This window comes from Streptomyces sp. NPDC048172 (assembly GCF_043202595.1).
In the GTDB taxonomy this organism is placed as follows: Bacteria; Actinomycetota; Actinomycetes; order Streptomycetales; family Streptomycetaceae; genus Streptomyces.
Genome location: NZ_JBIDAT010000001.1, coordinates 1,170,171 through 1,193,462, shown reverse-complemented (window position 1 = coordinate 1,193,462; position 23,292 = coordinate 1,170,171). Strand labels below are relative to the sequence as shown.

22 protein-coding genes are annotated in these 23,292 nt (G+C 69.8%); all 22 read right to left on the bottom strand.

Annotated features, from left to right (window positions below):
• Nucleotides 1-8: 8 nt before the first annotated feature.
• Entirely contained in the window at nucleotides 9-473 is a 465-nt protein-coding gene (locus ACGF3A_RS05475) for a DUF2550 domain-containing protein (protein WP_393726000.1), read from the bottom strand.
• A 125-nt stretch (nucleotides 474-598) separates the two neighbouring features.
• Nucleotides 599-982, bottom strand: a complete 384-nt coding sequence (locus ACGF3A_RS05470) for a F0F1 ATP synthase subunit epsilon (protein ID WP_393725998.1) — start codon at nucleotides 980-982, stop codon at nucleotides 599-601.
• Nucleotides 983-1,068: 86 nt separating this feature from the next.
• Entirely contained in the window at nucleotides 1,069-2,511 is a 1,443-nt protein-coding gene (gene atpD, locus ACGF3A_RS05465; RefSeq protein WP_393725996.1) for a F0F1 ATP synthase subunit beta, read from the bottom strand.
• A 2-nt stretch (nucleotides 2,512-2,513) separates the two neighbouring features.
• A complete protein-coding gene (locus ACGF3A_RS05460) occupies nucleotides 2,514-3,458 on the bottom strand; it encodes a F0F1 ATP synthase subunit gamma (RefSeq protein WP_393725994.1) in 945 nt (314 codons plus the stop codon).
• 2 nt (nucleotides 3,459-3,460) lie between these two features.
• Nucleotides 3,461-5,032: a F0F1 ATP synthase subunit alpha gene (atpA, locus tag ACGF3A_RS05455; protein WP_393725992.1), complete on the bottom strand. Its 1,572-nt coding sequence runs from the start codon at nucleotides 5,030-5,032 to the stop codon at nucleotides 3,461-3,463.
• A gap of 138 nt (nucleotides 5,033-5,170) precedes the next feature.
• On the bottom strand, nucleotides 5,171-5,986 hold the full coding sequence (locus ACGF3A_RS05450; protein WP_393725990.1) for a F0F1 ATP synthase subunit delta: 816 nt from the start codon (nucleotides 5,984-5,986) through the stop codon (nucleotides 5,171-5,173).
• The gene (locus ACGF3A_RS05445; RefSeq protein ID WP_393727166.1) at nucleotides 5,983-6,522 is read right to left on the bottom strand and encodes a F0F1 ATP synthase subunit B; all 540 of its coding nucleotides are present in this window, start codon (nucleotides 6,520-6,522) and stop codon (nucleotides 5,983-5,985) included. The genes ACGF3A_RS05450 and ACGF3A_RS05445 overlap by 4 nt, the downstream gene beginning before the upstream one ends.
• A gap of 59 nt (nucleotides 6,523-6,581) precedes the next feature.
• A complete protein-coding gene (gene atpE, locus ACGF3A_RS05440; protein ID WP_393725989.1) occupies nucleotides 6,582-6,824 on the bottom strand; it encodes an ATP synthase F0 subunit C in 243 nt (80 codons plus the stop codon).
• 76 nt (nucleotides 6,825-6,900) lie between these two features.
• Nucleotides 6,901-7,728: a F0F1 ATP synthase subunit A gene (atpB, locus tag ACGF3A_RS05435; protein WP_393725987.1), complete on the bottom strand. Its 828-nt coding sequence runs from the start codon at nucleotides 7,726-7,728 to the stop codon at nucleotides 6,901-6,903.
• Nucleotides 7,729-7,977: 249 nt separating this feature from the next.
• Nucleotides 7,978-8,421 carry a hypothetical protein gene (locus ACGF3A_RS05430; RefSeq protein WP_393725985.1) on the bottom strand — a complete coding sequence of 148 codons (444 nt, stop codon included), beginning with the start codon at nucleotides 8,419-8,421 and terminating at the stop codon, nucleotides 7,978-7,980.
• A 271-nt stretch (nucleotides 8,422-8,692) separates the two neighbouring features.
• A complete protein-coding gene (locus tag ACGF3A_RS05425) occupies nucleotides 8,693-10,036 on the bottom strand; it encodes an MraY family glycosyltransferase (protein WP_393725983.1) in 1,344 nt (447 codons plus the stop codon).
• Nucleotides 10,037-10,114: 78 nt separating this feature from the next.
• Nucleotides 10,115-10,777: a protein-tyrosine-phosphatase gene (locus ACGF3A_RS05420; protein WP_393725982.1), complete on the bottom strand. Its 663-nt coding sequence runs from the start codon at nucleotides 10,775-10,777 to the stop codon at nucleotides 10,115-10,117.
• A 55-nt stretch (nucleotides 10,778-10,832) separates the two neighbouring features.
• A complete protein-coding gene (locus tag ACGF3A_RS05415; protein WP_393725980.1) occupies nucleotides 10,833-11,480 on the bottom strand; it encodes an L-threonylcarbamoyladenylate synthase in 648 nt (215 codons plus the stop codon).
• Complete coding sequence (gene prmC / locus ACGF3A_RS05410) at nucleotides 11,481-12,326, bottom strand: peptide chain release factor N(5)-glutamine methyltransferase (RefSeq protein WP_393725978.1); 846 nt, start codon at nucleotides 12,324-12,326, stop codon at nucleotides 11,481-11,483.
• A 59-nt stretch (nucleotides 12,327-12,385) separates the two neighbouring features.
• Nucleotides 12,386-13,456, bottom strand: coding sequence for a peptide chain release factor 1 (prfA, locus tag ACGF3A_RS05405; RefSeq protein ID WP_393725976.1), 1,071 nt, complete (start codon nucleotides 13,454-13,456; stop codon nucleotides 12,386-12,388).
• A 105-nt stretch (nucleotides 13,457-13,561) separates the two neighbouring features.
• Nucleotides 13,562-13,786 carry a 50S ribosomal protein L31 gene (gene rpmE / locus ACGF3A_RS05400; protein ID WP_393725974.1) on the bottom strand — a complete coding sequence of 75 codons (225 nt, stop codon included), beginning with the start codon at nucleotides 13,784-13,786 and terminating at the stop codon, nucleotides 13,562-13,564.
• A gap of 120 nt (nucleotides 13,787-13,906) precedes the next feature.
• On the bottom strand, nucleotides 13,907-15,100 hold the full coding sequence (locus ACGF3A_RS05395; RefSeq protein WP_393725972.1) for an LCP family protein: 1,194 nt from the start codon (nucleotides 15,098-15,100) through the stop codon (nucleotides 13,907-13,909).
• A gap of 351 nt (nucleotides 15,101-15,451) precedes the next feature.
• The gene (gene rho / locus ACGF3A_RS05390) at nucleotides 15,452-17,536 is read right to left on the bottom strand and encodes a transcription termination factor Rho (RefSeq protein WP_393725970.1); all 2,085 of its coding nucleotides are present in this window, start codon (nucleotides 17,534-17,536) and stop codon (nucleotides 15,452-15,454) included.
• Nucleotides 17,537-17,937: 401 nt separating this feature from the next.
• Nucleotides 17,938-18,894: a homoserine kinase gene (thrB, locus tag ACGF3A_RS05385; RefSeq protein WP_393725968.1), complete on the bottom strand. Its 957-nt coding sequence runs from the start codon at nucleotides 18,892-18,894 to the stop codon at nucleotides 17,938-17,940.
• Between the two features lie 366 nt (nucleotides 18,895-19,260).
• Entirely contained in the window at nucleotides 19,261-20,358 is a 1,098-nt protein-coding gene (thrC, locus tag ACGF3A_RS05380) for a threonine synthase (protein WP_393727164.1), read from the bottom strand.
• A gap of 96 nt (nucleotides 20,359-20,454) precedes the next feature.
• On the bottom strand, nucleotides 20,455-21,753 hold the full coding sequence (locus ACGF3A_RS05375; protein ID WP_393727163.1) for a homoserine dehydrogenase: 1,299 nt from the start codon (nucleotides 21,751-21,753) through the stop codon (nucleotides 20,455-20,457).
• 108 nt (nucleotides 21,754-21,861) lie between these two features.
• Nucleotides 21,862-23,253 (bottom strand): diaminopimelate decarboxylase, encoded by a 1,392-nt coding sequence (gene lysA / locus ACGF3A_RS05370; protein WP_393725966.1) that lies wholly within the window; start codon nucleotides 23,251-23,253, stop codon nucleotides 21,862-21,864.
• Nucleotides 23,254-23,292 lie beyond the last annotated feature (39 nt).

Below are 23,292 nucleotides of genomic sequence, written 5' to 3'. Positions count from 1 at the left end.
AGCAGCCGCTAGGCCACGTTCACGCGCTGGCCCGGAGGCGCCGCCTCCAGCCACGCGAGGAAGCCCGTCAGCGCGTCCTCGCTGAGCGCCAGCTCCACCCGGGTCCGTTCGTCCCCGCTGCCCACGGCACACGCGAGCACGACCGCGTCCGACAGCAGCGCCTGCTCCTCCTCGCCCCGGGGGGCACGGCGCTCCAGGACCTCGATGGCCCCGCGCACCAGTTGGCGGCGGGGCCTGAGAGCGTACGAGAAGACGCGGAACCATTCGATACGGTCCGCGTTGTAACGCGCGATGCCGTACGCCCATCCTTTGCCGGTGGGCTCGGCCGCCTCCGCGGCGGGCACGTCCCAGCGCAGATTGCAGTCGAACGTTCCACCGGACCGCTGGATGAGCCGCCGCCGTACCCCGAAGGCGAACAGCCCCGCCACCCCCAGCAGGACGACCGCGCCGCACAGCAGCAGAGCGAGGACCATCTTCACCGACCTCCTCGCTCACTCATCGCATTCGCATCTGTATGGCTTCAGCCGCGGACGGTCCCGGAGAGATTCCCGGGACCACCCGCGGCTGAGTGTGGTCATGGCGTCATGCGCCGAAGACGTCAGCGCACGGCCGTCACCGCTCGCAGCCGGACGTCGGCCCGCTTCTCCGCCTCGGCGTCCGCCTTGGACTTGGCCGACTCCAGCGCGCGCTCGGCGCGCTGGACGTCGATCTCGTCCGTCAGCTCGGCCACCTCGGCGAGCAGCGAGAGCTGGTTGTCCGCGAAGGAGATGAAGCCGCCGTGCACGGCGGCGACCACCGTGCCGTCGCCACTCTCACCGGTCGTACGGATGGTGACCGGGCCGGACTCCAGCACACCGAGCAGCGGCTGGTGGCCGGGCATGACACCGATATCACCCGACGAGGTGCGCGCGACGACCAGGCTGGCCTCGCCCGACCAGACCTTGCGGTCGGCGGCGACCAACTCGACGTGCAGCTCAGCCACTGTGGCTCCTCAGACTGGGATGGGAAAAGGATACGGGGTGCGGAGCGGGCGCGTGCACGGATGCACGCGCCCACCGCTGAACGGCGTCAGGAGACGCCCAGCTCCTTGGCCTTGGCCTTCAGGTCCTCCAGGCCACCGCACATGAAGAACGCCTGCTCCGGGAAGTGGTCGAACTCACCGTCGGCGATCGCGTTGAACGCGGCGATCGACTCGTCCAGCGGCACGTCGGACCCGTCGAGGCCGGTGAACTGCTTCGCCGCGTGGGTGTTCTGCGACAGGAAGCGCTCGATGCGGCGGGCGCGGGAGACCGTGAGCTTGTCCTCCTCGGACAGCTCGTCGATACCGAGGATCGAGATGATGTCCTGGAGGTCCTTGTACTTCTGAAGGATCCCCTTGACGCGCTCGGCGCAGTCGTAGTGGTCCTTCGAGACGAAGCGGGGGTCCAGGATCCGGGACGTCGAGTCCAGCGGGTCCACCGCCGGGTAGATGCCCTTCTCCGAGATCGGCCGGGAGAGGACCGTCGTCGCGTCGAGGTGCGCGAAGGTCGTCGCCGGGGCCGGGTCGGTGAGGTCGTCCGCGGGCACGTAGATCGCCTGCATCGAGGTGATCGAGTGGCCGCGGGTCGAGGTGATGCGCTCCTGGAGCACACCCATCTCGTCCGCCAGGTTCGGCTGGTAACCCACCGCGGAGGGCATGCGGCCCAGCAGCGTGGAGACCTCGGAACCGGCCTGGGTGAAGCGGAAGATGTTGTCGATGAAGAACAGCACGTCCTGCTTCTGGACGTCGCGGAAGTACTCGGCCATGGTCAGACCGGCCAGCGCGACCCGCAGACGGGTGCCCGGCGGCTCGTCCATCTGGCCGAAGACCAGCGCGGTCTGCGGGAGAACGCCGGACTCGTCCATCTCAGCGATGAGGTCGTTGCCCTCACGCGTACGCTCGCCGACGCCGGCGAACACGGAAACGCCCTCGTGCAGCTTGGCCACACGCATGATCATTTCCTGGATGAGGACGGTCTTGCCGACGCCCGCACCGCCGAACAGACCGATCTTGCCGCCCTTGACGTACGGGGTCAGCAGGTCGACGACCTTCAGGCCGGTCTCGAACATCTCGGTCTTCGACTCGAGCTGGTCGAACGCCGGGGCCTTGCGGTGGATGGACCAGCGCTCGGTGATCTCCGACTCGGCCTCGGGCTCGTTCAGGATCTTGCCCAGGGTGTTGAACACCCGGCCCTTGGTGACGTCGCCGACCGGGACGGTGATGCCCGCGCCCGTGTCGGTCACCGGGGCCTGACGGACCAGGCCGTCGGTGGGCTCCATCGAGATCGCCTTGACCATGCCCTCGCCCAGGTGCTGGGCGACCTCAAGGGTCAGGGTCTTCTTCTTGCCGTCCTCGGCCGGGTCGGCGACCTCGACGGTCAGCGCGTTGTAGATCTCCGGCATGGCGTCGACGGGGAACTCCACGTCGACGACCGGGCCGATGACCCGCGCGACGCGGCCCGTCGCCGTGGCCGTCTCAACAGTGGTGGTCATGGTTAGCGGTCACTCCCCGCGTTAGCGTCAGCCAGCGCGCTCGCGCCACCGACGATCTCGCTGATTTCCTGGGTGATGTCGGCCTGGCGGGCCGCGTTGGCAAGCCGCGTGAGCGACTTGATGAGGTCTTCGGCGTTGTCCGTGGCGGACTTCATCGCCCGGCGGGTGGCGGCGTGCTTGGAGGCCGCCGCCTGCAGCAGGGCGTTGTAGATCCGGGACTCCACGTACCGCGGCAGCAGGGCGTCCAGGACGTCCTCGGCCGACGGCTCGAAGTCGTACAGCGGCATGATCTCGGGGCCGTTCTTGAGGGCACCCTTGATCACCTCGGCCGACTCCTCGGCGCTCTTGCTGAAGCTGAGCGGCAGCATCCGGTTGTCCACCGGGGTCTGCGTCATCATCGAGATGAACTCGGTGTAGACGATGTGCAGCTCGTCCACGCCGTCGGCGGCACCGGTGTCCGCCTGGATCGCCTCGATCAGCGGCTCGGCGACGGCCTTGGCGTCCGCGTACGTCGGCTGGTCGGTGAAGCCCGACCACGACTCCTTGACCGGGCGCTCGCGGAAGCGGTAGTAGGACACGCCCTTGGAGCCGACGATGTAGTTGACGACCTGCTTGCCCTCGCCGATCAGCCGGTTGTTCAGCTGCTCGGCCGCCTTGATGGCGTTCGAGTTGTAGCCGCCCGCCAGACCGCGGTCGCTCGTGATGAGCAGCACCGCGGCGCGCGTCGGACGCTCCACCTCGGTCGTGAGCGGGTGCTGGGTGTCAGACCCCTGCGCCACGGCGGTGACCGCGCGGGTCAGCTCCGTCGCGTACGGCTCGGAGGCCGCCACCCTGCGCTGCGCCTTGACGATGCGCGAGGCGGCGATCATCTCCATCGCCCTGGTGATCTTCTTGGTCGCAGTGACGGACTTGATCCGCCGCTTGTAGACCCTGAGCTGGGCACCCATGCTCAGTCCTCGCCCAGCAGCTTGCCGTCGGAGGTCTCGAACTGGGTCTTGAACTTGTCGACGGCCTCGCTCAGCGAGCCGATGGTGTCGTCGGACATCTTGGCGCCCTCGCGGATGCTGGTCAGCAGGCCCGCGTGCTCACGGTGCATGTAGTCCAGCAGCTCGCGCTCGAAGCGGCGGACGTCCTCGACCGGGACGTCGTCCATCTTGCCGTTGGTGCCGGACCACACGGAGACGACCTGGTCCTCGGTGGCGAACGGGTCGTACTGCGGCTGCTTCAGCAGCTCGACCATCCGCTTACCGCGCTCCAGGGCCGACTTCGAGGCGTCGTCCAGGTCGGAACCGAAGGCGGCGAACGCCTCCAGCTCGCGGTACTGCGCCAGGTTCACCCGGAGCGAACCGGTGATCTGCCGGATCGCCTTGTGCTGGGCCGAACCACCCACACGGGAGACGGAGATACCGACGTTCAGCGCCGGGCGCTGGCCCGCGTTGAACAGGTCGGACTCCAGGAAGCACTGGCCGTCGGTGATGGAGATGACGTTGGTCGGAATGAACGCCGACACGTCGTTCGCCTTCGTCTCGACGATCGGGAGACCCGTCATCGAGCCCTTGCCCATCTCGTCGGAGAGCTTCGCGCAGCGCTCCAGCAGCCGGGAGTGCAGGTAGAAGACGTCGCCCGGGTAGGCCTCACGGCCCGGCGGGCGGCGCAGCAGCAGGGACACGGCGCGGTAGGCGTCGGCCTGCTTGGTGAGGTCGTCGAAGATGACGAGGACGTGCTTGCCCTGGTACATCCAGTGCTGGCCGATGGCCGAGCCGGTGTAGGGGGCGATGTACTTGAAGCCGGCCGGGTCGGACGCGGGGGCCGCGACGATCGTCGTGTACTCCAGCGCACCGGCCTCCTCCAGGGCGCCGCGCACGGACGCGATGGTGGAGCCCTTCTGGCCGACGGCGACGTAGATGCAGCGGACCTGCTTGTCCGGGTCGCCCGAGCGCCAGTTGTCACGCTGGTTGATGATCGTGTCGACGCACAGCGCGGTCTTGCCGGTCTGGCGGTCGCCGATGACGAGCTGACGCTGGCCGCGGCCGATCGGCGTCATGGTGTCGACGGCCTTGTAGCCCGTCTCCATCGGCTCGTGGACGGACTTGCGCTCCATGACCGTGGGGGCCTGGAGCTCGAGGGCGCGGCGGCCCTCGGACTCGATCTCGCCGAGGCCGTCCACCGGGGCACCCAGGGGGTCCACGACGCGGCCGAGGTAGCCGTCGCCGACGGGGACGGACAGGACCTCACCGGTACGCGTGACCGGCTGGCCCTCCTCGATGCCGCTGAACTCACCCAGGACGACCGCGCCGACCTCGCGCTCCTCAAGGTTGAGGGCGAGGCCGAGGGTGCCGTCCTCGAACTTCAGCAGCTCGTTCGCCATGGCCGAGGGCAGCCCCTCGACCTTCGCGATGCCGTCACCGGCAACGCTGACCGTACCGACCTCTTCGCGCGAGGCCGCGTCCGGCGTGTACGACTGGACAAAGTTCTCCAGCGCGTCCCGGATCTCATCCGGCCGGATCGTGAGCTCCGCCATCTGGGTTCCCTGCTCTCCTTGTTGGGCCCGTAAAACTTTCGGGGGACTGGGGGTCGTCCCCCAGAAGATTGCCGTGTACGGCCCAACCCGGGCCGCTGTCCTGCATGTTGAGTTGGTGGGTCGCCGGTGGCGCCGCGGTCAGCTCGCCATCCGGCGCTTCGCCTCGCCGATACGGTCCGCGACGGAGCCGTTGATGACCTCGTCGCCGATCCGGACGGTGATGCCGCCGACGACCTCGGGGTCCACGTCGAGGTTGAGGTGCACCCGGCGCCCGTACATCTTGGCCAGTGCCTCGCCGAGGCGCTGACGCTGCCGGTCGCTGAGCGGCACCGCCGAGGTGACGACCGCGACGGAACGGTTGCGCCGCTCCGCCGCCAGCTTGGAGAGGGCGTCGAGCCCTCCCTCCAGGCTACGTCCCCGCGACTGGCCGACAAGGCGCGTCACGAGCCGCTCGGTGGCGGGCCGCGCCTTGCCGCCGAGCAGCGTGTGCAGCAGCGTCCGCTTCGCGTCGGCCGTCGCCGTACGGCTGGCCAGCGCGGAGCGCAGCTCGGCCGAGGAGGAGACGGTCCGGGAGAACCGGAACAGCTCGTCCTCGACGTCGTCCAGCGAGCCGTCCCGCTCGGCGGCGATGAGGTCGGCGGTGTCCGCCAGCTCCTCGACCGCGTCGACCAGGTCGCGCGGCGAGGACCAGCGCGAGCGGACCAGGCCGGAGACCAGGTCGACGGCCTCGCCGCTGACCTGCTCGCCGAGCACGCTCCGCACGAGCTCCGCCTTGCGCTCACCCTCCTGCGCCGGGTCGGTGAGGACCCGGCGCAGCGAGACCTCGCGGTCGAGCAGCGTCGTCACCGCGGCCAGCTCGTCCGCGAGCGCCGCCGCGTCGACCGGCGTGGAGTCGGTCAGCGCGGTCAGTGCCTCACGAGCGCTGAGCAGCGCTTCACGGCTCGCTCCGTTCATCGGGCGGCTCCGCTGGCGTCGGCCTTCTCTTCCAGCTCATCGAGGAACCGGTCGATGGTGCGGCTCTGCCGGGCGTGGTCCTCCAGGGACTCCCCGACCAGCTTGCCGGCGAGCTCGGTGGCGAGCTTGCCCACGTCCTGGCGGAGCGACTGGGCCGCCTGCTTGCGGTCGGCCTCGATCTGGGTGTGGCCCGCGGCGATGATCTCCTCACGCTGCCGCTGACCCTCCGCGCGCATCTCGGCGATGAGCGCGGCACCCTGCTCCTGGGCCTCGGACCGGAGCCGTGCCGCCTCGTGGCGGGCCTCGGCGAGCTGGTCCTTGTACTGCTGGAGTACCTCGGACGCTTCCTGCTGGGCCGCCTCGGCCTTCTCGATGCCGCCTTCGATGGCTTCACGGCGCTCGTCCAGAACCTTGTTGATGCTCGGGAGGAGCTTCTTCCACAGGAAGAAGAAGACGATGGCGAAAGCGATCAGGCCGATGACGAGCTCTGGGATCGGCGGAACGAGCGGGTTCTGCGGAACCTCGGTCTCCGCCATGTGTACCAGGGCGTTCACGTCAGTGCCTTCCGTCGGAAAATGATCAGTTCGCTAGGGGTTCAGCTCTTGAAGACGAAGCCCATGACGATGCCGATGAGGGCGAGCGCCTCACAGAAGGCGAAGCCGAGAATCTGGTTCTGACGGATCAGACCGGCGGCCTCGGGCTGACGGGCGAGCGCCTGGGTGCCGTTACCGAAGACGATGCCGACGCCGATGCCGGGGCCGATCGCGGCGAGGCCGTAGCCGATGGAGCCGAGGTTGCCGGTGACGCCTTCAGCAGCAAGGGACTGGAGAGCGGACATGCCGTTTCTTCCTTCTCTTTCATGGACCGGTGGGGGTTGGCCACCGGACGAGTGGGGGTCGGACAGGAGCCGGGGCTCAGTGCTCCTCCGCGAGCGCACCCTGGATGTAGGTGCAGGTCAGGAGGACGAAGACATACGCCTGGATCACCTGGATGAACAGCTCGAAGGCGATCATCACGACGGTCATGAGGAACGAGACGGCCGAGTAGGCGATGCCGATGCCGTTCAGCATGTACCAGCTCGCGATGGTGAAGAGCACCACCAGCATGTGGCCGGCGAACATGTTCGCGAAGAGCCGGACGGCGTGAGTGAACGGGCGGATCAGCAGGTTCGAGAAGAACTCGATGACCATGACCAGCGGCAGAACACCGCCGAGCGACTTGTCGTAACCCGTGAAGTTCTTGAAGGCGCCCACGAATCCGTGGCGCTTGAAGGTGAGACCGACCCAGGTGATGTAGACGATCAGGGCCAGGCCCAGCGGGATCGAGAAGATCGAGGTGACCGGGAACTGGGCGAGGGGGATGATCGACCAGAGGTTCATCACCCAGACGAAGAAGAAGAGCGCCACCACCATGGGGACGTACTTCTCGCCTTCCTTCTTGCCGATGGTCTCGTAGACCACGCCGCGGCGGATGAAGTCGTAACCGGCCTCGCCCACCATCTGGAGCTTGCCGGGGACCAGCTTCGGCTTGCTGAAGGCGGCCCAGAAGAACCACACGATGGCGAGCGTGCCGACCAGCGCGAGCAGCATCGGCTTGTTGAAGTCGAAGCCACCGACGCTGAACATCGGCTCGAAGACGAACGAGTGGAGCCCGGGAGCTTCAAAACCGCAGCCGTCGAAGATGTGGCAGTCGGTCTTGAAGGCGAGCATCTGGTCAGCACTCACCGTGAGCTCCTTCTGCATGGCGCATGAATACGGCTACCTCGTTGTGTCGGCACGGCGTGCTGCCGCGGAACGGCACTGGTCTTGTGATCGTGCGAAGTCTGGCGAATCGGGAAGCGGCGGCTGTCAGGGAGCGGGATTGTCCGTTCCGTCCCGTGGAACGTGGAATCCCAGGCGTCCCCGCATGCGGCGCCGCAGTTGGCACCGGACGATAGCAGTTGCTCGAACGAGCGCTTATTCCGCCCCTACGAGTCTCCGGGGTCCCTGGCGTCACGAATTCGCCCCAGAGGCGGCGGCCTGCTTGTCGCCCCCCGCGGCGGACTCGGGTTCCACATACATGATCTTGGCTTTCAGATGGGCGCGGCCCTGTGAAGCCACCCAGACCACGGTCGCGCCGAGCAGGGTGAAGGCGAAGGTCTTGGTGTCGAAGAGCGTGGTGTCCTGGAAGACGACCACCACGACGAGAAGCAGGAGGATCTGCACCGTGTACAGCAGCAGACCCATCGCCTGAAAGAGGTGCGGGAACGACTTGGCCGTCCGCTGGAGCACGTAAAGGCCCATCCCCATGAAGAGGATCACCACGAGCGCTCCCGCCGCCGCACCGATCGCTCCCTTGCCGCCTGCGAACACGCCGCTCAGCACGGCGGCCACGACACCTGAGGCGGCGGTCGGGACGGCGCAGTGCAGCAACATGCGAGCGTCGTTCGACTGCATGGGGGTGCTCCGGAGAATTGGGGGTTCGTCTGTCGTCGATGACGAGCGTATCCCCGGCATTGAGGACATACCTCGCGCCGAAGGGCCGGGTCAGTGTGGCCTTTCGGTGTGTCACCGGGTTTCGTGAACGGTATCACAAACTATTTGATGAGGTCTTTACCTACTTCGTGTGCTGCCCGTCACACGGAGGAGTTGGAACATGTGCATCATGCTGACGCCCGAAGGGATGTCTGCTATGGGCGACTTGGTCCGCCCCCGGTGATGTCCTGCGTCACTGGGGGCTGTTGATCTTCTTCGGCCTGCTGAAGTGCTGCCTCTCCCCGATCGCCGTGGCTCCGTGGAGCCCCGCGAGGGCGGGTTCGGGCTCCTTCTCCGCGCCTTCCTCACCGGCCCCCTCAGCGCCCTCCGTGCCCTCAGCGGCCTCGGAGGACGACGACCGCACACGCTCCGGACGTCGGTACCGAGGCGGCACCAGCGCGTACGCCCAACGGGGCACCCGGGGAGTGAACCGCGGCAGCAGCAGGATGCCGAGCCCGGCCGCGCTCAGCAGCACGATCGTGAGCACGATCACGAGGCTGGAGGACTGCACCGAGAAGGCGACGGCGCCGAAGGCGATCAGCGCCGCCCAGAAGTACATGATCAGCACCGCGCGGCTGTGCGAGTGGCCGATCTCCAGCAGCCGGTGGTGCAGATGCCCCCGGTCCGCCGCGAACGGCGAGCGCCCGTTCCACGTCCGCCGCACGATCGCCAGGACCAGGTCGGCGAAGGGCACCGCGATGATCGTCAGCGGCAGCAGCAGCGGCATGTAGAGCGGGATGCTCATGTGGACGGCGCCGCGCACCGAGCCCGCGTTCTCCGCGAGCAGGTCGGGGTCCACCTGGCCGGTGATCGAGACCGCGCCCGCCGCCAGCACCAGGCCGATCAGCATCGAGCCGGAGTCGCCCATGAAGATCCGCGCCGGGTGCATGTTGTGCGGCAGGAAGCCCAGGCACATGCCCATCAGGACGGCGGCGAAGAGGGTGGCGGGGGCGGCGCCCTCGAATCCGTACCCGTACCACATCCGGTACGCGTACATGAAGAACGCGCTGGCGGCGAGGCAGACCATGCCCGCGGCGAGGCCGTCCAGGCCGTCCACGAAGTTCACCGCGTTGATGGTGATCACCACCAGCGCCACGGTGACCAGCGTGCCCTGCAGCGGGGTGAGCGCGACATGGCCCACGCCCGGAATCGGCAGCCACAGGATCGTGAGCCCCTGGAGCACCATCACACCCGCGGCGATCATCTGCGCCCCGAGCTTGACCAGGGCGTCCACGCCCCACTTGTCGTCGAGGACGCCGATGATCCAGATCAGCCCGGCGCCCGAGAGCAGGGCCCGAGGTTCATCGGAAAGGGTGAACACCTTCCCGATGTTGGTCAGTTGCGAGGCCACCAGCAGGCCCGCGCAGAGCCCGAGGAACATCGCGATGCCCCCCAGCCGGGGGGTCGGCTCACGGTGCACGTCGCGGGCTCGCACGGGAGGCGCGGCGCCCGCCGCGATGGCGAACTTCCGCACCGGCCCGGTCAGCAGATAGGTGACCGCGGCCGTGACGCACAGCGTCAGCAGATACTCCCGCACGGGCTCCCCAGGGGTCTCGGTGATCCAGCCAGCAATTCCGGGCTCACAGCCTAAGACACGCCCCCGTGTCCGCCGGTTCTACGTGTGGGCGGGGACACCCGTCAAGGCCGTGACCACGGGGTCGAGCGCGCTGCTGATCTCGTCCCCGACGCTGCGGAAGTACGGGATCGGCGCCCCGTACGGATCGTAGATCTCGTCCGCCTCGGGGCTCGGCGCCAGCAGCCAGCCGCGGAGCGCCGCCGCCGCCTGCACCAGCGCCTGGGCGCGCTCGACGACGCCCTCGGCGGTCCGCGGCGCGGGCAGCGTCGCGGGGTCTATCGCGCGGACCAGCCGCGTGAACTCCTTGAGGGTGAAGGTGCGCAGCCCGGCCGAGTGCCCCATCGAGATGACCTGCGCGCGGTGGTCGCGCGTCGCGGTCAGCACGAGGTCGGCCCGGATGACGTGCTCGTCCAGCAGCTCGCGGCCCCGGAAGCCGTCGGCGTCGGCGCCGCGCTCCAGCAGCACCGCGACCGCGTTCTCCTCCATCGGGGCACCCTCGTGGCCCCAGGTCCCCGCGCTCTCCACGAGGAGGCCGCCCATGCGCATGTCGCCGAGCCGCTCCGTCAGGGCATGACGGGCGAGCCGCTCGGTGATGGGCGAGCGGCAGACGTTGCCGGTCGAGACGTGGAGGATACGGAACGCGCCATCGGCGCCGCTTATGCCGTCGGACTCCGCTGAACCACGCCCTTGAGGGGCAGTCACCGCGGAAAGCCCCCGGCGTGTCGTCCCCGTGGTTCCCGTACGAGCGCGCGCGGCGTCACGAGGCCACCTCCAGGTCGGGTACGACCTTGCGGAGCTCCTCGGCGCTCAGCGCGCCCGCGCGCAGCAGCACCGGCACCTTCGAGGTGACGTCGACGATCGACGAGGGCAGCGCGTCCGGGGTGGGCCCCCCGTCGAGGTAGACGGCGACGGACTCGCCGAGCATCTCCTGCGCGGCGTCGCAGTCCTGCGGGGCCGGATGGCCGCTGAGGTTCGCCGAGGAGACGGCCATCGGGCCGAACTCGGTGAGCAGCTCGATCGCGACGGGGTGCAGCGGCATCCGTACGGCCACGGTGCCGCGCGTCTCGCCCAGGTCCCAGGTGAGCGACGGCTGGTGCTTGGCGACCAGCGTCAGCGCGCCCGGCCAGAAGGCGTCGACCAGCTCCCAGGCCATCTCGGAGAAGTCCGTGACGAGCCCGTGCAGCGTGTTGGGCGAGCCGATGAGGACGGGCGAGGGCATGCCGCGCCCGCGGCCCTTGGCCTCCAGCAGATCGCCGACGGCGTCCGGGCTGAAGGCGTCGGCCCCGATGCCGTAGACGGTGTCGGTCGGGAGCACGACCAGTTCGCCGCGGCGGACGGCCGAAGTGGCCTCGCGCAGGCCGGTCTTGCGGTCGGTCGCGTCGGAGCAGTCGTATCGCCGTGCCATTTACGGCACCTCCCTGCGTGCTGTGGCAAAACGGGGCCGGTTGTTCAGGTCGGGGTGGTCCGCGGCGTCGGCCCAGCCGCGGTCCTCGGTGAAGATCCACGGCACCTGTCCGCCCTGGGTGTCGGCGTGCTCGATGACGACGACGCCGCCGGGGCGCAGCAGCCGGTGGGCCGCGCGCTCCAGGCCGCGGATGGTGTCGAGGCCGTCCTCGCCGGAGAAGAGCGCGAGCTGCGGATCGTGGTCGCGGGCCTCGGGAGCCACATACTCCCACTCGGTGAGCGGGATGTAGGGCGGATTGGAGATCACGAGGTCGACCTGTCCGTCCAGCTCCGTGAGGGCCGTGAGCGCGTCGCCGTGGTGGAGGGTGACGCGGGAGCCCTCGACGTTCTTACGGGCCCAGCCGTACGCCCCGTCGTCCAGCTCCACCGCGTGCACCCGGGAGCGGGGGACCTCCTGCGCGAGGGCGAGCGCGATGGCGCCGGAGCCCGAGCACAGGTCGACGATGAGCGGCTCGGCGACGTCCATCGCCCGGACGGCGTCTATGGCCCAGCCGACCACGGACTCGGTCTCGGGGCGCGGCACGAAGACCCCGGGGCCGACCTGGAGTTCGAGGTAGCGGAAGAAGGCGCGCCCGGTGATGTGCTGGAGCGGCTCGCGGGCCTCGCGGCGGGCCACGGCCTCCCAGTAGCGCGCGTCGAAGTCGGCGTCCGCGACGCGGTGCAGCTCGCCTCGCTTGACGCCGTGCACGAACGCGGCGAGCTCCTCCGCGTCGAAGCGCGGGGAGGGCACGCCCGCGTCGGCGAGCCGCTGCGTGGCCTGCGCCACCTCGGCGAGCAGCACGTTCATGGGTCGTCTCTCCGTCTCACAGCCGTCTCAAGCCGTCTCGATGCTCTCGATGCCGGGTGTCACTGCGCGGCGGCCAGCTTGGCGGCGGAGTCCGCGTCGACGCACGCCTGGATCACCGGATCCAGCTCGCCGTCGAGCACCTGGTCGAGGTTGTACGCCTTGAAGCCGACGCGGTGGTCGGAGATCCGGTTCTCCGGGAAGTTGTACGTGCGCACCCGCTCGGACCTGTCGACCGTGCGGACCTGGCTGCGGCGGGCGTCCGACGCCTCCTTCTCGGCCTCCTCCTGCGCCGCGGCCAGCAGCCGGGCGCGCAGGATGCGCAGGGCCTGCTCCTTGTTCTGGAGCTGGCTCTTCTCGTTCTGGCAGGAGACGACGATGCCGGTGGGCTCGTGGGTGATGCGGACGGCGGAGTCGGTCGTGTTGACGGACTGGCCGCCGGGGCCCGACGAGCGGTAGACGTCGATACGGAGATCGTTGGGGTTGATCTCGACGTCGACGTCCTCGGCCTCGGGGAGGACCAGCACGCCGGCCGCGGAGGTGTGGATGCGGCCCTGCGACTCGGTCGCGGGCACGCGCTGCACGCGGTGCACCCCGCCCTCGTACTTCAGCCGGGCCCAGATGCCCTGGCCGGGCTCGGCGCTGCCCTTCATCTTCACGGCGACCTGGACGTCCTTGTAGCCGCCGAGGTCCGACTCGTTGGACTCGATCAGCTCGGTCTTCCAGCCGTGCCGCTCCGCGTAGCGCAGGTACATGCGCAGCAGGTCGCCGGCGAAGAGCGCGGACTCGTCGCCGCCCTCGCCCGCCTTGATCTCCAGGATGACGTCCTTGTCGTCGCTGGGGTCGCGCGGGACGAGCAGCAGGCGCAGCTTCTCGGTCAGCTCCTCGCGGTGCCGCTCCAGGTCCTTGACCTCGTCGGCGAACTCCGGGTCCTCGGCCGCCAGTTCACGGGCGGTGCCGATGTCGTCCCCGGTCCGCTTCCAGTCGCGGTAGGCGGCGATGATCGGGGTGAGCTCGGCATAGCGCTTGTTGAGCTTGCGCGCGCCCGCCTGGTCGGCGTGGATCGCGGGGTCGGCGAGCTGCTTTTCGAGGTCGGCGTGCTCGCCGATGAGTTCCTCGACCGCCTCGAACATCGTGGGGTCCCTTACATGGAGGTGTGGGCCGGGCCGGAGAAGCACCAAAAGCGCCGGCCGGACCGCCCGGGGCACGGGCGGCCGCGGACCGGCGCTGCAGGGTCGCTACTTCTTGGCGGCGGTGGCGCCCTTGCCGAAGCGGGCCTCGAAGCGGGCCACACGGCCACCGGTGTCGAGGATCTTCTGCTTGCCGGTGTAGAAGGGGTGGCAGGCGGAGCAGATGTCAGCGCGGATGGAGCCGCTGCTGATGGTGCTACGGGTGGTGAACTCGTTCCCACAGGTGCAGCTGACCTGGGTCTCGAAGTACTCCGGGTGGATGTCGCGCTTCAAGGTCTCTCCTAGGTTCGGGAGGGCGCCGGGTCGGGAGACGGGTTGTCCCCCGTGAACCGGGGCCGACGGTCCAGTTTGCCACTGGAGGCCGTACCCCCCAAAACCGGGGGCGGAGGAGATCTATTCCCCGGCCGTCCCCGCCTCGCTCGTCTGCCCCTTGACCTGGCCCTTCTGCCGGACGACGCCCCCTATGTCGGTCTTGTCACCGGCGGAGCCCTTGGTCGCCGCCTTCGGTATCGGCCGGTCGGCCTTGACCGCCGCCCACACCTTCTTCGTCTTGGTGTCGAGGGGCACCACGCGGTTCGGGTTCGCCGGGTCGTACTGCACCGGCAGCGTCGTCATCTGGATGTCGTCCGACTTGATGCCCTTGAGCATCTTCGCCAGGCCCGACAGCTCGCTGACCGAGTCCAGCTCGGAGTCGGTGGTGATGGCGGACGTCGCGGAGTCGGCCATGTCGTAGAGCCGCTTGGGGTTGCTGAACAGGCCGATGCTGTTGACCTGGTCCATCAGCGCCTTGATGAACGCCTGCTGCAGCTGGATACGGCCCAGGTCGCTGCCGTCGCCGACGCCGTGCCGGGTACGGACGAGGCCGAGGGACTGCTCGCCGTTGAGGGTGTGGGTGCCCGCCTTCAGATTGAGGTGGCTGTCCTTGTCCTTGATGGACTTGGTCGTCGTCATCTTCACGCCGCCGAGCGTGTTGATGAGCTTCTTGAAGCCCGTGAAGTCGACCTCGATGTAGTGGTCCATACGGACGCCGGAGAGCGACTCGACGGTCTTGACGGCACAGGCCGGGCCCCCGACCTCGTACGCCGTGTTGAACATGGCGCGCTGCGCGGCGACCTTCTCCCCCTTGGGGGTCGCGCTGCTGTCCCCGTCGCTCTCGCAGCTCGGACGCTGGATGAGGGTGTCGCGGGGTATGGAGACGACGCTGGCCTTGGAGTGGTCCTCGTTGACGTGGACGACCATCGCGGTGTCGGAGCGGGAGCCGCCCTCGTCCTTGCCGTACTTGGCGTTGTCGCCCTCGCGGCTGTCGGAGCCGAGGACGAGGATGTCCATGGAGCCGTTGGGGATGTCCTCGGGGCGGTCGGTGCCGAGCGCGGCGTTGATGTCGACGCCGTCGATGTTGCCGTCGAGCTTGAAGTAGACGAAGCCGAGGCCTCCACCGCCGAGCACGACAGCCCCCGCGACCGTCCACGCGGCGACGCGCATCGCGCGCTGACGGCCGCTGCGCGGCCTGCGACGGCGGCCGGTGGCACGTATGCCCCGGGCGCGGCGCTCGGCCGCTGTATCGCCGTCCTTGCTCTCGCCCGCCATCTTCACTTCCCTCTGTCCTGCCGAATGCTGCGCATCTCGGTTACGCATGGCTGTGTTGTCTGGTGTGGACGCTGTGCTTCGCGGAAGGGTTGCACACCGTGTCACCAGGTCGCGTAAGCCATGCTCTGCGGGACGGAGGCCGCCTCACGGGGCCGTTGCTCCTTGTCGTCCCGTTCTACCTGCGACGACGTACCCCCGCCCGGCGGACGGACACCGTTTGGGGGAGGCAACTGTCTGTGGTCAAGCTCTCAACAGCCACAGAAGTCCCCGCACACACGGCGAGGGCCGCCCCACCGTGCGTGGTGGAACGGCCCTCGCCACATGATCCGTCCGAGTGACGAACGACTCCCGTCAGTCCGCGCCGTTGCCCGGCGCAGGCGTCGTCTTCTGGATCTGGAGCAGGAACTCCGCGTTCGACTTCGTCTGCTTCATCTTGTCGAGCAGGAGCTCGACCGCCTGCTGCTGGTCCAGGGCGTGGAGGACCCGGCGCAGCTTCCAGACGATCTGGAGCTCCTCGTTCGCCATGAGGATCTCTTCCTTGCGGGTGCTGGACGCGTCGACGTCCACCGCCGGGAAGATCCGCTTGTCCGAGAGCTTCCGGTCGAGCTTCAGCTCCATGTTGCCGGTGCCCTTGAACTCCTCGAAGATCACCTCGTCCATCCGGGAGCCGGTCTCGACCAGCGCGGTGGCGATGATGGTGAGCGAGCCGCCGTCCTCGATGTTCCGCGCGGCGCCGAAGAACTTCTTCGGCGGGTAGAGCGCGGTCGAGTCGACACCGCCGGAGAGGATGCGCCCGGAGGCCGGGGCCGCCAGGTTGTACGCACGGCCCAGACGGGTGATGGAGTCGAGCAGCACGACCACGTCGTGGCCCAGCTCGACGAGCCGCTTGGCCCGCTCGATGGCCAGCTCGGCGACCGTCGTGTGGTCCTCGGCCGGACGGTCGAAGGTCGAGGAGATGACCTCGCCCTTGACCGACCGCTGCATGTCGGTGACCTCTTCGGGACGCTCGTCGACGAGGACGACCATCAGGTGGCACTCGGGGTTGTTGTGCGTGATCGCGTTGGCGATCGCCTGCATGATCATGGTCTTGCCGGTCTTCGGCGGGGCCACGATCAGACCGCGCTGCCCCTTGCCGATGGGCGAGACCAGGTCGATGATCCGGGTCGTCAGCCCGCCGGGCTCGGTCTCCAGGCGCAGCCGCTCCTGCGGGTAGAGCGGGGTGAGCTTCTGGAACTCGGGGCGGGCCTTGCCGCCCTCCGGCGCCATCCCGTTGACGGAGTCCAGGCGGACCAGCGCGTTGAACTTCTCGCGCCGCTCCCCCTCGCGCGGCTGGCGCACGGCGCCGGTGACGTGGTCACCCTTGCGCAGGCCGTTCTTACGGACCTGGGCGAGCGAGACGTACACGTCGTTCGGCCCCGGCAGGTAGCCGGACGTACGGACGAACGCGTAGTTGTCGAGGATGTCCAGGATGCCCGCGACGGGGATCAGGACGTCGTCCTCGGCGATCTGCGGCTCGCCGCCGAAGGAGTCCTCACGGCCGCGACGGCCGCGACGGTCCCGGTAGCGGCCACGGCGCCCGCGGCGGCCGCCGCCGTCGTCGTCGAAGTCGTCACGGCGGTCGTTGTTGCCACCGCCGCCCTGGCCCTGCCCCTGGCCCTGGCCCCGGCCGCCCTGCTGGCCGCCCCCGTCGTTGTTCTTGTTGCGGTTGCGGTCGCGGTCGCGGTCCCGGTCGCGCTGGCGGTCACGCTTGTTCTGGCGGTCCTGCTGCTTGCCGCCGTCCTGGCCCTTGCCACCGTCGCCCTTGGCCTCGGAACGGTCGGCCTTGGCCTCCTTGCCGTCCTGCTTCGGCGCGGCGTCGGTACGGCCCTCGGCGGTGTCGGCGGCCGCCTCGGCGGACTTGCCGCGCCGCGAGCGGCTCTCGCCGGCCGGGCGCTCGTCGCCCTCGTGCTGGCCGGGGATCTCGATCTGCTGCTGGGCGGCGGTGCTGTCGCCCGCGGCCTCGTCGCGCTCGCCGGTGCGCGCCTTGGACGTCGCACGACGCTTCGGCTTCGTCTCGGCGGCGTCCGCGGTCTCGGCGGCCTTCGACGCCTTGGTGTCCTTGGACGCCTTGGCGTCCTTGCTGCCGTCGGACGACTTGGCGTCCTTGGCCGCCTTGGCGGCGGGGGCGGAGTCGGACGAACTCCCGCCCGCCTGGCGCTCCTTGATGACCTCGATCAACTGGCTCTTGCGCATCCGCGCGGTGCCCTTGATGCCGAGGCCGGAGGCGACCTGCTGGAGTTCGGCCAGAACCATGCCCTCAAGCCCCGTGCCGGAGCGCCGACGCCTGGGTGCGGCACCGGAGGCAGTCGAGGCGGAAGCGTCCGTAGCAGCAGGCGCCGCGGCACCGTCGGCTGCGGTATCGGCGTTCACGCCCATCAGATCGGTGGTGTCGCTCACGAAGGGTCCTTCCCTGGAGCGGACGTCGGCCAGTCTGGCTCGGCGACCGGTTGTGCTGTCCGGCTAGAGTCCTGTGCTCGCGGACCTGACCGGGGCGGTGGTCCCGCCTGGATGTACGGCGGGGAGATCAGTACGTGGGTTCGGCGTGAAACGTAGACAAGGGTGTCCTTCACGTCGGCTCCGGAGCGTGCTCTGCGCTGCCCGGTAGTGATCCAAGCAGTGTGGGAGGCTCCTGGGAGAAGAGGTGGTCCCTACTGGGCCTGCCAGGGGAACACTCATGCACTGCACTCTTCGAGCCGCCACCGTCTTCCGCGTGGGACCCACGAGACTGCGAGTGCAGACTTGAGGTTAACACTACCGGATCCAACAAACATTCCCCCTCTCGAAGACCGGCAATCGACTCACTGGGGCGTGCGGCCGCCCGCCCCCTCCGTACCGCCCGCGCTGAGCGGCAGGACGCTCGCCCCGGCGGCGTCGAGGGCGAACCGGTTCGCGGTCCAGCCCTCCCCCGCCAGCCGGGACACCTTGTCGGCCTCGCCGCCGTCCGCGGCCAGGGCCAGCACCGTGGGCCCGGCACCGGAGATGACAGCGGGGACGCCGTCGGCGCGCAGACGGTTCACCAGTTCGGCGCTCTCGGTCATCGCCGGGGCCCGGTACTCCTGGTGCAGCCGGTCCTCCGTCGCGGCCAGCAGCAGCTCGGGGCGCCTGGTCAGGGCCTCTACGAGCAGCGCGGCACGGCCCGCGTTGAAGGCCGCGTCGACGTGCGGGACGGTGCGGGGCAGCAGGCCGCGCGCGGTCTGGGTGAGCAGCGGGCGCTCGGGGACGAAGACCACCGGGACGAGGGAATCCGAGGGGTCCATCCTGATCGCGCGCGCGGCTCCGGCGTCCGTCCAGGCCAGGGTGAAGCCGCCGAGCAGGCACGCGGCGACGTTGTCGGGGTGGCCCTCGATCTCGGTGGCCAGCTCCAGCAGCGCCGTGTCGTCCAGCCGGGCCTCGCCGCCCGTGGTCACGGCGCGCGCGGCCATCACACCGGCGCAGATGGCGGCCGAGGAGGAGCCGAGGCCCCTGCCGTGCGGGATGCGGTTGGCGCAGACGACCTCCAGGCCGCGGGGCTGCCCCCCGAGCAGGTCGAAGGCGGTGCGCAGGGAGCGTACGAGCAGGTGGCTCTCGTCGCGGGGCAGGCTGTCGGCGCCCTCTCCCGCGATGTCGACGTGCAGCCCGGAGTCGGCGACACGGACGACCACGTCGTCGTAGAGTCCCAGGGCCAGGCCCAGGGCGTCGAACCCGGGGCCGAGGTTGGCGCTGGTGGCGGGGACGCGCACACGGACGGCGGCGGCGCGGAACGCGGGACCGGCCATCTCTCGATGACTCTCCTTGCTTTGGTTGCGGCAGCACCCCTCGAACCGCGGCAGCACGCCGGACCGGTCACGACTCTCGGCACCCGCGTGGGGGACGTTCGGGAGTCGGGGTGAATCTCAGCCTATCGAAGGAAGGTTCACTGGCGACATAGGGCGCACAGGAGGCGCACGATGCGTGTCGTGAGCCGACCCGTGCGACGGGCTCCGGCCGAGGGCGCCCCCGCGGCGAATTCACGGAGATTTCGCGGCGCGTTCCCGCGCTCGTTCTCGTGAATGTTCTCGCGATCGCTCTCGTTGTTCTCGCGATCACTTTCGCCGCTCCCGCGCTCGTTCTCGCGGCGGGGGTGCCCTCGTGGGGCGTTCCGGCTATGCCAGGCCGAGGCGCTCGGCCGCCGCGTCGGCGTCGACCGGGACCGTGACCGGCTGGGGCGCGCCCGCGACGGCCCAGTCCGGGTCCTTGAGCCCGTTGCCCGTGACGGTGCAGACGACGCGCTGGCCCGGGTCGAGCGCGCCCTGCTCGGACGCCTGGATCAGGCCCGCGACGGAGGCGGCGGAGGCGGGCTCCACGAAGACGCCCTCCTGCGCGGCCAACAGCCGGTAGGCGCGCAGGATCTGACGGTCGGTCACCGCGTCGATGAAGCCGCCGGACTCGTCCCGCGCCTGCTCGGCCAGCGTCCAGGAGGCCGGGTTGCCGATCCGGATCGCGGTCGCGATGGTGCTCGGGTCCTTGACGGCCTCGCCCCGCACGATCGGCGCGGAGCCGGAGGCCTGGTAGCCCCACATGCGGGGGGTCTTCGAGGCGGGCCCGCCCTCGGCCGCGTACTCTCCGTAGCCCTTCCAGTACGCGGTGATGTTGCCCGCGTTGCCCACCGGGAGGACGTGGACGTCCGGCGCGTCGCCGAGCATGTCGACGATCTCGAACGCGGCCGTCTTCTGCCCCTCGATCCGCACCGGGTTCACCGAATTCACCAGTGCGACCGGGTACTTCTCGGAGAGGCCCCGCGCGAGGGTGAGGCAGTCGTCGAAGTTCCCCTCGACCTGGAGGATCTTCGCGCCATGCACCAGCGCCTGGCCCATCTTGCCCAGCGCGATCTTGCCCTGGGGGACGAGGACGGCGCAGACCATTCCGGCCCGTACGGCGTAGGCGGCGGCGGAGGCGGACGTATTGCCGGTGGAGGCGCAGATGACGGCCTGGGCGCCGTCCTCCTTCGCCTTCGTGATGGCCATCGTCATGCCGCGGTCCTTGAAGGAGCCGGTGGGGTTGGCGCCCTCGACCTTCAGGTGCACGTCGCAGCCCGTGAGTTCGGAGAGGACCCGCGCGGGGACGAGCGGCGTGCCGCCCTCACGGAGGGTCACGGGCGTGGTGTCCGCGCCGACCGGCAGGCGGTCGCGGTACTCCTCGATGATGCCGCGCCACTGGTGCGTGCCACGCGTGCCCGCGGACCGCCCGGCGGCGTCGGGCATTCGATCCAGCGGAGAATCCATGACGGTCACGTTCCTTGCTCCGATTTCCCTCGCATTGTGACGCCGGTCGATCCGGGACGCCTACTCGCGGGACGCCTACTCACCCTCGACCCGCATGATGCTCGCGACCCCGCGCACGGTGTCGAGCTTGCGCAGCGCCTCGACGGTCGCGCTGAGCGCGGCGTCGGGGGCGCGGTGCGTGACCACGACGAGCCAGGCCCCGTCGTGAGCGCCTTCCTTGCCCTTCTGGCGCACGGTGTCGATGGAGACCCCGTGCTCCGCGAAGACCGTGGCGACCTGGGCGAGCACGCCCGGCTTGTCGGCCACGTCCAGGCTGATGTGGTACCGCGTGACCACCTCGCCCATCGGCGAGACGGGCAGCTGCGTGTACGCGGACTCGCCGGGGCCCTTCGCCCCGTTGAGCTTGTTCCGGCAGGCGGCCACCAGGTCGCCCAGGACCGCGGAGGCCGTGGGAGAGCCGCCGGCGCCCGGCCCGTAGAACATGAGCTGGCCCGCCGCCTCGGACTCGACGAAGACCGCGTTGTACGCCTCGCGCACGGAGGCCAGCGGGTGGCTCAGCGGGATCATCGCGGGGTGCACCCGCGCGGTCACGGAGCGCCCGTCGGCGGCACGCTCGCAGATGGCGAGCAGCTTGACCGTGCAGCCCATGCGCTTGGCGGAGGCGATGTCCGAGGCGGTGACCTCGGTGAGGCCCTCCCGGTAGACGTCGTCGAGGCGGACGCGGGTGTGGAAGGCGATGCCCGCGAGGATCGCGGCCTTGGCCGCCGCGTCGAAGCCCTCGACGTCGGCGGTCGGGTCCGCCTCCGCGTACCCCAGCGCGGTGGCCTCGTCGAGCGCCTCGCTGTAGCCCGCGCCGCTGGAGTCCATGCGGTCGAGGATGAAGTTCGTCGTCCCGTTCACGATCCCGAGGACGCGGTTGACCTTGTCGCCCGCGAGGGACTCGCGCAGCGGGCGCACGAGCGGGATGGCGGCGGCGACGGCGGCCTCGTAGAAGAGGTCGCCGCCGTGTTTCTCGGCCGTCTCGTGCAGGGTCGAGCCGTCCTCGGCGAGCAGGGCCTTGTTGGCCGTGACGACGCTGGCGCCGTGCTCGAACGCGGAGGTGATCAGGGCGCGCGCCGGCTCGATGCCGCCGATGACCTCCACGACGACGTCGATGTCCTCGCGCGCCGCGAGCGCGGCGGCGTCGGTGGTGACGAGCGCGGGGTCGATGCCCTCGCGGACCCGGTCGGGGCGGCGCACGGCGACACCGGCCAGCTCGACCGGTGCGCCGATGCGTTGCGCGAGGTCATCCGCGTGCGTCGTCATGATGCGCGCCACCTCTGAGCCGACGACCCCACAGCCCAGCAGCGCCACCTTCAGCGGACGCGTACGCATCATCTGACCTCGTTTTCCGTCTGTTCCGTCTCGTCAAGGGCGGTCTCAAGTCTCACGTACCGAGCGGGAGAATCCACGCTGGTTCCAGTATGTGGGACCTATTTCTCACTAGCCGACATCGAGCCGCAGAAGATCCTCCTCCGTCTCCCGCCGCACGACGGCCCGCGCCTCCCCGTCCCGTACGGCGACGACCGGCGGGCGCAGGGCATGGTTGTAGTTGCTGGCCATCGAGCGGCAGTACGCGCCGGTGGCCGGGACGGCGAGCAGGTCGCCGGGGGCCAGGTCGGCGGGGAGGAACGCGTCCCGTACGACGATGTCGCCGCTCTCGCAGTGCTTGCCGACGACGCGGCTGAGCATGGGCGGCGCGTCCGAGGCACGGGAGACGAGGGCGACGCTGTACTCGGCGTCGTAGAGCGCCGTACGGATGTTGTCCGACATTCCGCCGTCCACGCTGACGTACGTCCGCAGGCCCTCCAGCTCCTTGATCGTGCCGACCTCGTAGAGCGTGAAGGCCGTCGGGCCGACGATCGCGCGCCCGGGCTCGACGGAGAGCCGGGGCACGGCGAGCCCGGCGGACTCGCACTCGCGGGTCACGATGTCGCGCAGCGACTTGGCGATGTCGTGCGGCTCGCTCGGGTCGTCCTCCGGCGTGTACGCGATGCCGAGGCCGCCGCCGAGGTCGATCTCGGGCAGCTCGACGCCGTGCTCGTCGCGGACCTCGGCCAGCAGCCCGACGACGCGCCGCGCCGACACCTCGAATCCGGCCATGTCGAAGATCTGCGAGCCGATGTGCGAGTGGATGCCGATGAGCTCCAGGCTGTCGAGCTGCAGCACGCGCCGTACGGCCTCGGCGGCATCGCCGTCGGCCAGCGCGAGCCCGAACTTCTGGTCCTCGTGCGCGGTGGCGATGAACTCGTGGGTGTGCGCCTCCACGCCCACCGTCACCCGGATCTGCACGCGCTGGCGCACGCCCAGCTTCCGGGCGATGTGCGCGACGCGGGCGATCTCCTGGAACGAGTCGAGCACGATCCGCCCGACGCCCGCCTCGACGGCGCGGCTGATCTCCTCGGTGGACTTGTTGTTCCCGTGCAGGGCGATGCGCTCGGCGGGCATCCCGGCGCCCAGCGCGGTCGCCAGCTCGCCGCCCGAGCAGACGTCGAGATTCAGCCCCTCCTCGGTCAGCCAGCGCACGACGGCGCGCGAGAGGAAGGCCTTCCCGGCGTAGAACACGTCGGCGTCGTGCCCGAACGCGTCCCTCCAGGCCCGGCAGCGGGCCCGGAAGTCGGTCTCGTCGAGCACGTACGCCGGGGTGCCGAACTCCTCGGCGAGTCTCGCGACGTCGATCCCGCCGACGCGGACGGTCCCGTCCGCCTCACGGCGGACGGTCTGCGCCCAGACGCGGGGGTCGAGGGCGTTCAGGTCGGCGGGCGGGGCCGAATAGTGCCCCTCGGGGAGCACATCGGCGTGACGGGGCCCTGCGGGGTGTGCGGAACGGCTCATGACTTCTTCTGTCCTCGTGTCCTGGAGTCCTGGGGCCGG